Origin of the sequence: Bacillus sp. AFS073361 (genome assembly GCF_002567005.1) — a bacterium.
Classification (GTDB): Bacteria; Bacillota; Bacilli; order Bacillales; family Cytobacillaceae; genus Neobacillus.
On record NZ_NUZU01000013.1, the window covers coordinates 65,792 to 80,301 of the forward strand.

The following is a 14,510-nucleotide window of genomic DNA, read 5'->3' on the forward strand; positions in this document are numbered from 1 at the left end:
AGGTGAAAACATGAAGCATTGGGACCAATTTCTAGCCCCCTATAAACAGGCAGTTTCAGAGTTAAAAGTAAAATTAAAGGGGATGAGAGGTCAGTTCGAACTTGATGCTACTCATTCACCGATTGAATTCGTTACGGGAAGAGTTAAACCCATTGCAAGTATCCTTGATAAGGCAAATCAAAAAGGGATACCACTTGAAAGACTAGAAGAAGAAATGCAGGATATTGCGGGAATGCGCATTATGTGTCAATTTGTTGATGACATTCACACAGTTGTCGATTTACTCCAAAATCGTAATGATTTTGAAATCGTTGAAGTTAGAGATTATATTTCACATAAAAAAACAAGTGGTTATCGGTCGTATCATGTTGTTATTCGCTACCCTGTTCAAACCATTCATGGTGAAAAGAATATCCTTGCGGAAATTCAGATACGAACGCTCGCAATGAATTTTTGGGCGACAATTGAACATACATTGAGCTATAAGTACAAAGGGCTATTTCCAAGTGACATTCAAATGCGGCTGCAGAGAGCAGCTGAAGCTGCATTTCGTTTAGATGAGGAAATGTCATTAATTCGTGGTGAAATTCAAGATGCCCAGGCCTTTTTTACAAGGAAGAAAGAATTGAAACAAGAAGAGAAGGATTGAGCAAATACGATCGTCGATTGAAAAGCCATTCGCATAAGGAGCCAATAATTTATGAAATTTGCGATTACATCAAAAGGAGATCAAAAATCAAATATATTAATGCACAAAATGAGGACGTATTTACTTGATTTCGATCTTATATACGATGAAGACCAACCTGATATAGTTGTTTCCATTGGTGGTGACGGTACACTTCTTTATGCATTCCATCGCTATAGCAGCCGTTTAGATAAAACTGCTTTTGTTGGAATTCATACCGGACATCTTGGATTTTATGCGGATTGGATTCCAGATGAAATTGAGAAACTAGTGATTGCGATTGCGAAAACACCGTATCAGGTTGTCGAATACCCCCTGTTAGAGGTCATAATTCGTTATTCTCATGCTGGAAAGGAATCAAGGTATCTTGCCTTAAATGAATCAACTGTAAAAAGTGTCGAGGGAACACTAGTTATGGACGTGGAGATTCGTGGACAGCATTTCGAAAGGTTTCGTGGTGATGGCTTATGTGTTTCGACCCCTTCAGGCAGTACGGCCTATAATAAGGCCCTTGGCGGGGCGATTATTCATCCATCAATAGCAGCCCTTCAAATTGCAGAGATGGCATCGATAAATAACAAGGTTTTTAGGACGATTGGCTCGCCGCTAATTCTTCCAGCTCACCATAATTGTATGCTGAAGCCAGTCAATCGATCAGATTTTCAGGTAACAATTGACCATCTAACAATGCTTCATAAGGATGTTAAATCAATTCAATTTAGAGTGCCGGAAGAAAAAATTCGCTTTGCTCGCTTCCGCCCATTTCCGTTTTGGAAAAGAGTGCATGATTCTTTTATTTCAGATTAAGAGGCTGGTGTCGATGTAATGTCTCAGCAATTTCAAATGAAGTGGGTCATTGGTGAGAGCAATGAAGGAAAATTGGTTAGGGAATTTTTAAAAGAGAAAGAAATTTCTCGAACAGCTTTAACAGATATAAAGTTCAAAGGTGGTAATATCCTAGTTAATGGAGAAGAAGTAAATGTCCGCTATCGTTTAGCATGGAGAGATAAATTAACGGTGATTTTTCCTCGTGAAAGTCCGAGCGAGGGGCTTTCTGGCGAAAATATTCCTTTACCCATTCTTTATGAAGATGAGTATTTGTTGGTAGTGAATAAACCAGCAGGAATGAACACGATTCCGTCGCGGGAACATCCTGTAGGGAGTTTAGCAAATGCGCTGATTGGCTATTATCAGTGTTGCGGTCTACAAGCTACTACGCACATTGTCACACGGCTCGACAGGGATACTTCAGGAATTGTCCTGATTGCTAAACACCGCCATGTACATCATTTGTTTAGTTTAATGCAGCAGAGCGGCCAAGTTAAGCGGACATATGAGGCATTTGCCGAGGGGGAAATGCAACAAGATAATGATACGATAGTGGCTCCTATTGGCCGTAAAGATGACAGTATCATTGAGAGGGAAGTTCGTAAGGATGGTAAATATGCTTGTACTCATTATCAGGTTCTTGCGAGATATAATGGGTTTACGCATTTGGAACTTACGCTTGACACGGGGCGAACCCATCAAATTAGAGTTCATTTGTCTTTTTTGAAGCATCCCTTACTTGGAGACGATTTATATGGAGGAGATGTATCACAAATAAATCGACAGGCACTACATTGTAAAAAAATATCCTTTATTCACCCATTTTTAAACGATGAAATGATATTTACTGCTCCATTACCTAAAGATATGTTGAACTTATTAGAGGCTGACCTCCATGATTAAGAGGCAGCCTTTTTGTGTATTAGAAATACTCCTAATCAAATTGTTTAAATTTTTCCTCCACATATGGCATAGTAGATGTAACTGACACCAATTCCATTTCGGGATATCTTAAGGCCGTAAGTTTTCCGCCAAAGACAGCGCCAGTATCAATATTGTACGTATTATTTATGTACCTTGGCTCTTTAACTGGCGTATGACCATAAATGATACATGGCTCACCATGATACTCCTTTGCCCAATCCCTTCGAATTGGAGAACCATCCGGGTGCTTTTTCCCTGTGATATCCCCGTAAAGAACAAAATCCTTAACTTTTCCATGGGATTGTCCGATAAATTCTTGTTTAATCCCTGCATGCGCGATAACAAGCTTCTTGTTGTCTAATACTAAATAGAGTGGAGCGTTTTCGTAGAGTTCAATAAATTTTTTTCGAATGGATTGCTGTTCTTTTTTATATAATGATTCATACTCAGCAACGGTTGTTTCTAGCCCATGTGCAATCTGAACTTTGTTGCCTAGGAAGAAACGATATAATTTATTACAATGATTCCCTGGTGTGTAGTAAGCCTTTTTTTCTTTCATCACCAACTGCCAAACAATTTCGATTACATGTAGTGAAGCAGGTCCACGGTCTGTTAAATCACCTAAAAAACCAAGTACTCTGTTTTCGTGAAGGGGGATTCCATTTTCCCATTTATAGCCAAGCTTTAAGGTGAGTTCCTTAAATTCTGCTAAACATCCATGGATATCACCGATTACATCAATTTTCATTGGATCAACTCCTTGTCCACCATATTTTTAGTCGAAGCGTTGGATTTTATAAAAAGAATTCCTACCTAATGATTGAAGGGAGTCATATTATGGAGCAAAATGTTTCAGTTATTTCATTATTAATTGTAGTAACAATGGCATTTATCACCCCGATTTTTTTACATCGATTTAAATTGAATTTTATCCCTGTAGTGGTCGCTGAAATAATTATGGGACTTGTCATAGGGAAGAGTGGTTTCGATGTAGTTCATAAAGACATTTGGCTTTCCACCTTATCAACACTTGGTTTTATTTTTCTTATGTTTTTAAGCGGTCTTGAAATCGATTTTAAAGCTTTTGCTGGAGGAAATAAGCGAAAGGTGCTTCCAAATGGTAAAAAGGAGCCCAATTCATTTGTTGTGGCGTCACTAATCTTTGCAGGGGTTTTTATCTTCTCTCTCGGTCTATCCATTGTCTTTGTCATGGCAGGTTTTATTGAAAATGCCTTTTTAATGACGCTAATCATTTCGACGATATCTTTGGGTGTAGTGGTTCCAACCTTGAAAGAGGCCCATTTGATGAAAACTGTAATCGGCCAAATTATTTTATTGGTTGCGGTCATTGCAGATTTAGTGACCATGATTTTACTCGCTGTGTTTGTTTCGTTAAATGAATCAGGACATGGGAATACGTGGCTGTTACTTATTTTGTTTGCGGCTGGTATCGTTCTTTATTTTCTTGGAAAAAGATTTAAAAATCGTACATTTATTGAATCTTTGTCAACGGGGACCGTCCAAATTGGAACCAGGGCAGTTTTTACACTAATTATTGTTTTAGTGGGGCTTTCTGAAACCGTGGGTGCTGAAAATATCTTAGGAGCCTTTCTAGCAGGAGTACTTGTATCCCTGTTAGCACCCAACCAAGAGCTTGTACATAAGTTAGATTCTTTTGGGTATGGCTTCTTGATTCCTATCTTTTTTGTGATGGTAGGAGTAAATTTAGATATTTGGTCGCTTTTTAGTGAAAAAAAGCTTTTGTTATTAATACCGCTTTTATTAGTAGGGTTGCTTTTTTCAAAACTCTTACCAGTTTACTTATTAAAAATTTGGTATGATTTGAAAACGGTCATTGCGTCTGGCTTTTTGCTTACTTCTACTCTTTCACTGGTCATTGCGGCTGCTACAATTGGAGAAAGACTAGAAGTCATATCAGCGGAGATGAGTGGAACACTAATTTTAGTGGCAGTAATCACCTCTATTTTTACACCCATTGTTTTTAAAAAGTTATTTCCTAAAGAAGTGGTTGCAAATAAAACAGTTAGTATAGCATTCTTAGGTGCCAATCAGACAACAATGCCTGTTTCACGAGAATTAAAGTCAGGACTGTATGATCCAATCCTTTATCATACCCGAATGGAGAAATCAGAAAAACAAATTGCCGATTCACTATTTGATATCGTTGAAATTCAAGATTATTCACTCGAAACGTTGGAGAATACAAAAGTCTTTCAATCAGAAGTTGTCGTATTATCAACTGGTGATGAGAAGGTGAATGCAGCATTGTCCGTTGTTGCGAAAGAAAGGGGAGTATCTAGGGTTATTGCGCGAATTGAAAGTCCAGATATAGAGGAAAACTTACGAGGACATAATGTAGAGGTATTTTCTACATTTATGTCGACAAAAGTATTACTTCGGGCATTGATTGAATCTCCAACCCTAATCAATATACTTACCAATCAAGAGACAGGACTTTATGAAATTGTCATGCTGAATAGCCAATTTGATGGGATGTCAATAAGGAGGTTTCCGTTTACGGGCGATATTATTTTTGTCCGAATTTTTCGGGGAAAGGATTCCATCGTTCCGCATGGAGATACAGAACTAGAGATGAATGACCGTTTAATCGTTACAGGCTCGAAGGAATATGTTGATGAGTTGAAAAGAGAATTGGAATTCTGCGAAACCTGAATTTATTTTTGAAAAAGGGAAACTTTTCATTTATGACAAATTAGTGTAAAATTAGTACCAAGTACTAATATCATGTGTAATTGTAGGAGGACTTTTTTATATGAACCTTTCATTATCTGGAAAAACATACGTAGTAATGGGTGTAGCCAATAAACGCAGTATCGCGTGGGGAATTGCCCGCTCATTGCACAATGCAGGAGCAAGATTAATTTTTACCTATGCAGGTGAAAGGTTAGAAAGCAGTGTCCGAGAACTGGCAGGTTCGTTGGAAGCCGAAGGGACACTTGTATTACCATGTGATGTGACAAACGATGAAGAAGTTGCAAGATGCTTTGCTGAAATCAAAGAATCAGTTGGTTCCATTCATGGAGTAGCACACTGCATCGCATTTGCAAATAAAGAAGAACTTAGCGGGGAATATTTAAGCACAACTAGAGAGGGCTTTTTGCTTGCTCACAATATCAGCTCATATTCCTTAACAGCTGTAGCGAAAGAAGCAAGAGGATTAATGATTGAGGGAGGAAGTATTGTCACATTGACATACTTAGGCGGCGAACGTGCCATCCAGAACTATAATGTTATGGGAGTAGCTAAAGCTTCTCTTGATGCCAGTGTTCGTTACTTAGCTGCAGACCTTGGTAAAGAAAACATTCGTGTTAATTCGATTTCTGCAGGTCCAATTCGTACTTTATCCGCAAAAGGAATAAGTGATTTTAATTCCATCTTAAAAGAAATTGAAGAAAGAGCTCCATTACGCCGAGCAACCACTCCAGAAGAAGTGGGAGACACTGCCGTGTTTCTTTTCAGTGATCTATCAAGAGGAATTACTGGAGAAAACATTCACGTTGATTCTGGATACCATATCCTATAATTTTGAAGGCCCGCAAATAATGCGGGCCTTTTTATGTAGAAATTTCTTAGTTTTCGTATGAACGCGATTAGGCATTCCGCATAAATATAATTGTAGGATTACGTAAATGGAGGTACTGAGCATGTCGACAAAAAAGAGCAATGGACCACTACTCTATATACATCAACCGTTTTCAAGAACTCCTGCCATGAACATGCAGGACATATTCACTGCAAAACAGGAACTACTAGTGGACCTAGAGAAAGAAATGCCGTTAAATGAAGAAAATAATAATAAAGAAATTTCTCTCGCAAAAAAAGAGATAGGATCTAAAATAGAGAATCCATCTACAAAACCACACAAGAATTCACAGGGTACAGCATCTAAACCACCTCAAAAAAGGCAGCTTACATCTTTTAAGCGGGTTAAGCCTTTTAAAGAAATGAGTATAGAAGAACGCATAGAATATTTAAAGAACTATCCAAAGGTCCTCCCGCCTGCTCCATGTGTTTTTGTTACGGAGGAAAATAATTATCAAGGGTATCTGATCGATTACGATGGTCAAGATGTGACCATTCGCTTTCATGATAAAACAACTAAAACTGTGCCCGTACATGAACTTACAAATATCCTCTTGATTGGAATAGGGAAATAGTTGGAACATAAAAAAGCCAGCCGTTTTACCGACTGGCTACATTTTTAGTTACAAATTCCTAAGTTTACATCAGCAATACATTGCACTGCACAGAAGCAGCTTAAGTCAACTGTAATACAGTCGTTACTTGCGCGGAAACGTTCAACTTGACAAACTTTATCAAGGTTGATACAGCATTTATCTCCACCTGAAACCAAGTTAACTGGACAGAAAGTACCACCTTCGCGGCGTCCTGGTACTAACACACGAAGTGTAGCGCAACAATTATCAAATACATCTTCTACACGGAAGTAGATAGACACACATGCATTATTTTCGTTACTAAAGAATGCATGGAATGGAGAGCCATCTGCAGTACTTAATACAAATACGCGAGTATCGACAGGATCTCTCCTTACGGGAGACACCAATGACCCGAGGGGCTCAGCAAAACAACTGGAACACTCAGGGCATTCGTCTTCTTCAACTGCATTGTCCTGGATGTCCTTAATGGCACGAACGACTTCACAAACGCAATTCCCGTGACGAAAATCATGATTATTTCCACAACCCATTTATTTTTCCTCCTTATTCCGATATTTATCTTACAATACTAACATATTTCACAGAGCACTCTTGGGACACGGACAATCGCCTTATTTAAGCAAATTAGGCTAAGAAAAGCTCTTTGAAAGGATCCTCTAAAATGAAAATAACCTTATTAAACTTACTTCTACTATCGCTGGCGAGCTTTAGGCTGACAAGGTTACTTGTTTTTGATAAGATTACCGAGTTTATTCGGGTTCCGTTTTTCAATGAAATAAAAGAAAAAAATGAGTACGGAGAAATGGAAGTTTATTACGTACCGAAAGATAAGGGAGTTAAAAAATTTTTTGGAGAACTTATTAGCTGTTATTGGTGTACAGGAATATGGACTTCCATTGGAATTGTTTGTTTATCAATGTTATTCCCGGACTTTTCGTTTCCAATTATCTTAATATTGGCGGTTGCGGGATGTGCATCCATAATGGAGTCGATTGTGCAGTTTTTTATCGAAAAATAGTGTTTTTCGCTGAGACAAGGATTATAGGTTGTTCATATTCTATAGCAGTGGACATAGTATTAAGAGCGAGGGAGAGAGTATCATGAGTCAAAAGAAAAGGAGAGCTCAATCAACTGAGTATTCACAATCAATTCAATCGTCACAATCAACTAACATGTATCAACCATCAAAATCGATAAAGCAAAAAGGAACAGGTTGTGGCTGCGGGAAAAAAACTTCAAAGTAAGTAAGAGGAACTGTCAGATTAGCTGGCAGTTTTTTATTTTTTCTTAAACAAAAGATAAAATAAAAGTTATTCCTCATAATTTTAATCATTGTCGAAAACACTATATAGTAGCGGTAAATATAAAATGGAACAAGGGATGGGAATCATATGAGAGCTACTCATCGATGGGTTTTACTTGCTTGTTTAATGTTACTTTCCTCCTGTGACCAAAACCAACAGGTTACGGATAGCCAATTAACACTTATGAAAAAAACGAATCCTAGCCCAATCGTAACACAAAAGAATAAAAGTAAAGATCAGATTAAAGACATTGAGCAGGATGTCAGCTCGTTTCCAGAATTATATGATGTGGCTGTTGTGGAAGGAAAGAAAGATACACTAGTTGTTTATAAAGTTAAACATTTATATCGATTTAAAATGAAAAAAATTGAAAAAAATATCAACAAAATGCTGGAACGAAAATATCCAGATGAAAACTTTACAATCTCAAGTGACTATAAAATTTTTCTAGAAACAGTCAGACTTGATGAGAAAATGAAATCCTCAAAATATACAGGGAAGAAAGCTGAAAAACGTTTTAACGAAATCGTTAAGATGACAAAAGAATTGAAGTAAGAAAGGAAGAAAATAGATGGCAACGAGTAAACAAAAAAATATGACACCCCAGCAGCGCAACTATCAACAACTTCAACAGAAGCATGAAATTAAACGACCTGTTCTGAAGAACTGTATAAAAGCATTTTTTGTTGGCGGTATAATATGTGTGATCGGTCAAGCCATCAGTTATTTTTATATTTATTATTTTGATTTTACTGAACAGAGTGTAGGAAATCCAACGGTAGCAACCATGGTATTTTTGTCTATGTTACTAACTGGATTTGGAGTATACGATCGACTTGGACAATTTGCAGGGGCAGGGAGTGCTGTGCCCGTTACAGGCTTCGGAAATGCAGTAATATCTGCAGCAATAGAGCATCGAACAGAAGGCTTTGTTTTAGGAGTGGGTGGAAATATGTTTAAGCTTGCAGGGTCAGTCATACTCTTCGGTGTTTTCTCGGCATTTGTTGTGGCACTGATTAAGACCCTGCTGGTGATTTGGGGGGTATTGTAATTGTTAAAAGGGCACCAATCATGGATTTTTACAAATCGGCCAATGATCACTTCTACCGGAGTTACTGGTGGACCGTTTGAAGCCAATGGTAATTTAGCAGAGGATTTCGATTTACTATATGAAGACTTATGGATGGGGAAGGAAACATATGAAAAAGCACACCGGTTACTATTAGAAGAGGCGATTAAAACAGCATTAAATAAAAGAAATATGGAAAAGGAACAGATCCAATTTTTATTTGCTGGAGATTTAATTAATCAAATAACACCAACAAGTTTTGCCGCAAGAACCATGCAGATTCCTTATTTCGGTCTATTTGGTGCATGTTCTACATCCATGGAAGGGTTGGCACTGGCTTCATTTGTTGTAAATTACCAGGGAGCAAATTACGTCCTGACAGGTGCATCGAGCCATAATGCAGCGGTAGAAAAACAGTTTCGCTACCCAACCGAGTATGGAGGTCAAAAACCGCCGACTGCACAATGGACGATAACAGGAGCAGGCGTGGCACTTGTGCAGCCTAATGAACCTGGGCAGGTATTTCCGGTTACAACCGCGGCTACGATCGGAAAAGTGATTGATATGGGATTAACAGATCCCTTTAATATGGGAGGGGCGATGGCTCCTGCCGCAGCCGATACCATTATTGCTCATTTCCGTGATTTGCAATTAGACCCCTCCTATTATGATTTGATTGTTACAGGAGACTTAGGCAGGGTCGGTCATGATACAGCCTTTGAATTAATAAACAAAAGTGGACTCGAATTAGAACGAGGACAATTCCAAGATTGTGGGTTATTAATGTATAAGGATGATCAGCCGGTGCAGTCTGGAGGAAGTGGGGCTGGATGCTCAGCAACAGTCTTGTACGGACATTTATTGAACCAATTGAAAAAGGGTACATATAAACGGATTTTAGTAGTCGCAACAGGTGCATTGCTGTCCCCGCTCAGCTTTCAGCAAAACGAATCCATTCCATGTATTGCACATGCTGTTGCCATTGAAATGAACGAAGATAAGGGGTGATCCTATGTTAGCAATGTTTTTTTGGGCATTTGTAATTGGCGGGCTAATCTGCGTAATTGGGCAGCTTTTATTTGATGTTGCCAAGCTTACTCCTGGCCATACACTGAGTTTGCTCGTGGTAATTGGCGCTGTATTAGATGGTTTCGGACTTTATGAACCACTCGTTGACTTTGCTGGGGCTGGTGCTACCATTCCAATTACCAGTTTTGGTAATTCCTTAGTTCATGGAGCCATGCAGGATGCAGAGAAACATGGCCTTATTGGCGTGTTGACTGGGATGTTTCAAGTGACCAGCTCTGGAGTCTCAGCAGCGATTATTTTCGGATTTATCGGTGCATTAATATTTAAACCTAAGGGTTAAACTAAACTTTTGAATCCAATTTACTGAAATAGATGTCGCGCCTACACACAGTAGAATGTAATTTCATATGTTATTAATGAGATTACAGAAGTGAGGTGACATTCTATGTTTGGATATGGCGGCTGTGGTTACGGTTACGGCGGTGGATTTGGCTACGGTTCAACTTTTGTATTAATCGTCGTATTATTCATCCTTTTAATCATCGTTGGTGCAAGCTTCTATTAATAGGTAGTGCTTGCTATAGGGAAATGGGTTGGCCTGAAAAAGAAGCCAGCCCTTTCACTTTTTTTACTGAATAGTGCCTAGAGGCACGTACGCTTTTCCAATTTTATTCACCAAATTACCCATCCTTCATACAATAGAAGTAGTTTATGAAGGAGCGTGATCTTTGAATATGGATAATGGATTTTTTAAAAACATTGAAAAGAAAACAGGCGTGAATATGAAAGATATCTTTGAATTAGCTAATTCATTACAAAGCGCCAATTTTCAGGATGAAAAAACTGTCCGCAATGTAATTCGTCGTGTTTCTCAAATTGCCAATAAACCGGTAAGTCAAGAAATGGAAGATCAAATTGTTAAATCCATTATTAATGATGGAAAGCAACTGGATCTTAATACAATCTCTAATATGATTAATAAAAAATAAAAAGAAGAAGACCTCCTTCCTAAATTAGGAAGTGGTCTTCTTCTTTTTATTAAGGGGCGCTATAAAGCGCGAGCGATGTGCCTTTTTGCCTCGTCTATTTTCTGGAACGGAGATAAAAAGCTGATCTTTAGCTCGAGTCATCGCTACGTAAAATAATCTTCTTTCTTCTTCAAGTGCAGTAAAGTCGCCATTTCGATACGCTTCCAGTGCAAAATCGTGCGGTAAACTGCCGTCGACAGCACCGACAATATAAACCGTTTTATATTCGAGACCTTTTGAGCGGTGAATCGTACTAAGACTAATAGCTTCATGAAAATGTTTACTTAAATTTTTAATTTCTTTGTTCATTGCCGACATATGTTCTGCATGAGCAAGGAACGCTTCAATTTTATCGAAGCTTTTTGCAGCCACTTTTAAGTCTTTTAGATCGTCAGAGCCTTTTTCAAGCTTATTTGACTCGTTACCCCGTTTTTTTAAAAAATCAAGGAAGCCTATATCTTTTTCGACTTTTTCAAGTGCTGAGTGTGGGGATGAATGCTTCAATCCCCGAATAATCGTGACCGCTTTTTTTAATTTTTTTTCTTGAAAAGCATGAGCGGTAGTTATGTGGCTAAGCGCTTCAAGCAGACTGCAATCCTTCAAGATGCTTTGTGCTTTTAATTCTTTAAGGACCGTTTGCCTTAGAAATAACAAAGGTAATATCTCAGACATAGCCTGTGGGTCATCCTCATTTAGGCTCACCTTTAGAAAGGAAAGGGCGCTTCTAACAATATAACGATCGTAAAAAGCTTCTGCATCTAGGTCAATCTTAAATGGAAGGTTAGAGCCGGCCAATCTTTCAAACACCGCACGCGAGCCGGCATTGGTTCGATAGAGAATGGCAAAGTCGGAAGGGTTTGCTCCATTAGAAATACGCTCTTGTATATCTGTGATAACCATCGTTGCTTCTTCCTCTTCATTATAGGGAAAAAATAACTTTGGAAGTGCTCCTGAAGAAAACTGTGCCTTCATTTTCTTTGGTCTTCTGATTTTATTCGCAGCAATCATCTGGTTTGCAGAGGAAACAATTTCATGTGAAGATCGATAATTTTGATCAAGTGTGACCATTTTTGCATTGGGAAAATCCTTTTCAAACTGTAGTAAATAACTTGGGTCACTTCCTCTAAATGAATAAATGGCTTGATCATCATCACCAACTGCACAAACATTTTTATGTTTTGCAGATAATAGTTTAATGAGTTCGTATTGGACCTTATTTATATCCTGAAACTCATCAATTAAAAAATGATGAAAACGATTTTGGTACTGGTCAAGCAGGGAGGGGGATGAGATAAACAGATGATAGCAGCCAATCAACATATCATCAAAATCAAACAGTCCCTCTATTTTCTTATAGTCCTCATATTTTTTATATAAAAAGGCGGTTTTTTCTTCCCAATCAGAATTGGGCTTCACTTCATTTGGCATTAGCAGAGAGTTCTTCCATAGGCCGATTTGCTGAAGAGCTAAATCATAAGCAAACTCTTTTTCAGATAGATCAAGTTCTTTTCCAACTTCCTTCAGGATTTTGTCACGCTGCCATTCTTTTTTTAATAGTTTGTTTGATGACCAATTATGTGCGTCGTGGAACATCAGGATGCGATAAAAAATACTGTGAAAAGTACCAGTAACAAGTTGATTAATTTTATCGCGTTTTATTTGTGGATAGGAAAGCAGCCGATGCTTCATTTCTGCTGCCGCTTTTGATGTGAAAGTGACAAGCATGATCGTTTTCGGGTCGATGAGTTTTTCAGCCAGCATATATGCTGTTCGGACTGTTAATACCCGAGTTTTACCACTTCCGGCACCAGCAAGTACCAACAGTGAGCCATCCGTCTCTTTGACAGCTGCAGCCTGACTTTCATCAAGAACAACTCCACTTCCTGCAAGTTGTTGTAAAAAAGGTGGGAGTTCCTCCTGAGCGCTTTTATCTGGCAGGCTAAAGGGAATGGAATATTCAATTGTTTTGGCGGCATTGAATTTGTCAATTAATTGCGGGGTTTTTATAATCGTCCTACCCTTTGGGATGCTAAATCCATTCAATTCAGTAGTTGGTTGTATATCAGCCTTGACGTCGATCACGATTTCGGGCTCTGGACAATGTTTTTCAGGTGAATGTGTATGGAAAAAATGTGGTTCCTTGTGTATACCTAAAAATAAGCGAACGTTTTCGTTACAGATTGGACAACTTAAATGACCATTTTTTCCGGCAAGAAATATTTTCTGATATTGCTCCCTGCTTAATTGCTCAAGGACAATTTTCTGATTTTGATAAATCGCTGTTTTCATAATTTTTATCCTCTATATCCAAAAATCAAGACATGTTCTATCATATCAAAACCTTGGAAGAACTAAAAGAGGTTCTTTGACATTGATGGAATTACCAAAAAAGCACTTAACGCTGCCGCGTCAAGTGCTTCATGAGGTTATATTTTTTTCACCATCGTCTTATGTGGGATTCCTGCATCCATAAATTCTTCTGAAACAACTTCGTAACCAAGTCCCGAGTAAAATGGAATGGCCTGGGTTTGGGCATTAAGCTTTAATTGATGAATATCATTTTCACGTGCATAGGCTTCAATCTTATTCATAATCGCTTTTCCGGCCCCTATTTTTCTTGCCTCTTTCAAGACACAGATTCGTTCGACTTTTCCATAACCATCAACGAAACGAAAGCGGCCAGCACCAACTGGTGATCCTTCATGGTACATGACAAAATGTTTTGCATCGTTTTCAAAGGAGTCGATTTCCTCTTCAAGTGGAACAGCCTGTTCTTCAACGAAAACAGTTTTCCTAATAAAATAAGCATCTTCAAGTTCTTTTTGATTTTCAACAATCTTTACATTCACTTAAACTATTCCTTTCCAAGACGAAATGTTTCATAAACAGTCCAGGAACCATTTTCTAATTGATAAAGAAGATGGAAACGATCAATCGTTTCTTCATGGTTAATCGCTGTCATACGGAGGGAGCCAAATACATCAGAATGTTCATCATTGGAAAGCTGTTGACCAATGGTAATATGCGGAACAAATGCATATTCTAAGTTTTGCTCGGTAAATTCTTGATTAACTTCGTTATGCAAAGCGGTTAGTTCGTCCGATTTTTCAACTTTAAAATAAATAACATTGTTTACGGGTTTAAATGAGCTGATTTTCGAAGTTTTTAGTGTAAATGCCTGGTGATGGGCAGCTAATCTTCTTAATTTATCAGCATATTCTTTCGCTTCTTCTTCGGACGCCTCAAATGCATCTTTTAATGTTAGATGCGGCGTAATTAAAGCATAATGCGGGTCATAACGTTTTCGATAGGAATTAGCTAAATCCTGTAGTTTTTTTGATGGAAAAATAACAACTCCAAATTTCATACGTATACCTCCATTTAGATGAACTTATAATGGCTGTGTTAAACTTGTCT

At 38.2% G+C, this 14,510-nt stretch carries 19 protein-coding genes; 14 read left to right on the forward strand and 5 right to left on the reverse strand.

What is annotated here, in order from left to right; all coding sequences use genetic code 11:
- The first annotated feature begins 10 nt into the window (after positions 1-10).
- From yjbM to COJ96_RS08240, 3 genes are read left to right on the forward strand one after another with little or no spacing between them, the layout of a single operon-like run.
- Positions 11-649: a GTP diphosphokinase gene (yjbM, locus tag COJ96_RS08230; RefSeq protein WP_098572461.1), complete on the forward strand. Its 639-nt coding sequence runs from the start codon at positions 11-13 to the stop codon at positions 647-649.
- Positions 650-700: 51 nt separating this feature from the next.
- Complete coding sequence (locus COJ96_RS08235) at positions 701-1,495, forward strand: NAD kinase (RefSeq protein WP_098572462.1); 795 nt, start codon at positions 701-703, stop codon at positions 1,493-1,495.
- Positions 1,496-1,513: 18 nt separating this feature from the next.
- Positions 1,514-2,419: an RluA family pseudouridine synthase gene (locus COJ96_RS08240; protein WP_098572463.1), complete on the forward strand. Its 906-nt coding sequence runs from the start codon at positions 1,514-1,516 to the stop codon at positions 2,417-2,419.
- A 31-nt stretch (positions 2,420-2,450) separates the two neighbouring features.
- Here the strand turns inward: COJ96_RS08240 and prpE are convergent, their stop codons facing one another.
- On the reverse strand, positions 2,451-3,188 hold the full coding sequence (prpE, locus tag COJ96_RS08245) for a bis(5'-nucleosyl)-tetraphosphatase PrpE (RefSeq protein WP_098572464.1): 738 nt from the start codon (positions 3,186-3,188) through the stop codon (positions 2,451-2,453).
- An 89-nt stretch (positions 3,189-3,277) separates the two neighbouring features.
- Here prpE and COJ96_RS08250 point away from each other — a divergent pair, with 89 nt between their 5' ends.
- The 3 genes from COJ96_RS08250 (at position 3,278) to COJ96_RS08260 (ending at position 6,639) form a co-directional block, all read left to right on the forward strand.
- Complete coding sequence (locus tag COJ96_RS08250) at positions 3,278-5,134, forward strand: monovalent cation:proton antiporter family protein (RefSeq protein ID WP_098572465.1); 1,857 nt, start codon at positions 3,278-3,280, stop codon at positions 5,132-5,134.
- Between the two features lie 100 nt (positions 5,135-5,234).
- Positions 5,235-6,005, forward strand: a complete 771-nt coding sequence (gene fabI, locus COJ96_RS08255; RefSeq protein WP_098572466.1) for an enoyl-ACP reductase FabI — start codon at positions 5,235-5,237, stop codon at positions 6,003-6,005.
- 121 nt (positions 6,006-6,126) lie between these two features.
- Positions 6,127-6,639 (forward strand): CotO family spore coat protein, encoded by a 513-nt coding sequence (locus COJ96_RS08260; RefSeq protein ID WP_180230020.1) that lies wholly within the window; start codon positions 6,127-6,129, stop codon positions 6,637-6,639.
- Between the two features lie 44 nt (positions 6,640-6,683).
- Here the strand turns inward: COJ96_RS08260 and COJ96_RS08265 are convergent, their stop codons facing one another.
- A complete protein-coding gene (locus COJ96_RS08265) occupies positions 6,684-7,193 on the reverse strand; it encodes a CotY/CotZ family spore coat protein (RefSeq protein ID WP_098572468.1) in 510 nt (169 codons plus the stop codon).
- A gap of 131 nt (positions 7,194-7,324) precedes the next feature.
- On the opposite strand from COJ96_RS08265, the gene COJ96_RS08270 reads away from it, so the two are divergent.
- From COJ96_RS08270 to spoVIF, 8 genes are all read left to right on the forward strand, one after another.
- On the forward strand, positions 7,325-7,681 hold the full coding sequence (locus tag COJ96_RS08270) for a DUF1360 domain-containing protein (protein ID WP_098572469.1): 357 nt from the start codon (positions 7,325-7,327) through the stop codon (positions 7,679-7,681).
- Positions 7,682-7,763: 82 nt separating this feature from the next.
- A complete protein-coding gene (locus COJ96_RS28515) occupies positions 7,764-7,907 on the forward strand; it encodes a hypothetical protein (protein WP_180230021.1) in 144 nt (47 codons plus the stop codon).
- 147 nt (positions 7,908-8,054) lie between these two features.
- Positions 8,055-8,522: a sporulation protein gene (locus tag COJ96_RS08275; RefSeq protein WP_098572470.1), complete on the forward strand. Its 468-nt coding sequence runs from the start codon at positions 8,055-8,057 to the stop codon at positions 8,520-8,522.
- 16 nt (positions 8,523-8,538) lie between these two features.
- Positions 8,539-9,018 (forward strand): stage V sporulation protein AC, encoded by a 480-nt coding sequence (gene spoVAC / locus COJ96_RS08280; protein WP_098572471.1) that lies wholly within the window; start codon positions 8,539-8,541, stop codon positions 9,016-9,018.
- Positions 9,019-10,044 (forward strand): stage V sporulation protein AD, encoded by a 1,026-nt coding sequence (gene spoVAD / locus COJ96_RS08285; protein WP_098572472.1) that lies wholly within the window; start codon positions 9,019-9,021, stop codon positions 10,042-10,044.
- A gap of 4 nt (positions 10,045-10,048) precedes the next feature.
- Positions 10,049-10,405, forward strand: coding sequence for a stage V sporulation protein AE (spoVAE, locus tag COJ96_RS08290; protein WP_026566163.1), 357 nt, complete (start codon positions 10,049-10,051; stop codon positions 10,403-10,405).
- A 105-nt stretch (positions 10,406-10,510) separates the two neighbouring features.
- Entirely contained in the window at positions 10,511-10,630 is a 120-nt protein-coding gene (locus COJ96_RS08295; RefSeq protein ID WP_098572473.1) for a YjcZ family sporulation protein, read from the forward strand.
- 169 nt (positions 10,631-10,799) lie between these two features.
- Positions 10,800-11,054 carry a sporulation-specific transcription regulator SpoVIF gene (spoVIF, locus tag COJ96_RS08300; protein ID WP_098572726.1) on the forward strand — a complete coding sequence of 85 codons (255 nt, stop codon included), beginning with the start codon at positions 10,800-10,802 and terminating at the stop codon, positions 11,052-11,054.
- Between the two features lie 24 nt (positions 11,055-11,078).
- On the opposite strand, the gene COJ96_RS08305 is transcribed toward spoVIF, so the two are convergent.
- The 3 genes from COJ96_RS08305 to COJ96_RS08315 all read right to left on the reverse strand — a co-directional run bounded on the left by COJ96_RS08305 (position 11,079) and on the right by COJ96_RS08315 (position 14,460).
- A complete protein-coding gene (locus COJ96_RS08305; protein ID WP_098572474.1) occupies positions 11,079-13,382 on the reverse strand; it encodes a UvrD-helicase domain-containing protein in 2,304 nt (767 codons plus the stop codon).
- 137 nt (positions 13,383-13,519) lie between these two features.
- A complete protein-coding gene (locus COJ96_RS08310; protein ID WP_098572475.1) occupies positions 13,520-13,942 on the reverse strand; it encodes a GNAT family N-acetyltransferase in 423 nt (140 codons plus the stop codon).
- A 5-nt stretch (positions 13,943-13,947) separates the two neighbouring features.
- Positions 13,948-14,460: a YjcG family protein gene (locus tag COJ96_RS08315; protein ID WP_098572476.1), complete on the reverse strand. Its 513-nt coding sequence runs from the start codon at positions 14,458-14,460 to the stop codon at positions 13,948-13,950.
- Positions 14,461-14,510: the final 50 nt, after the last annotated feature.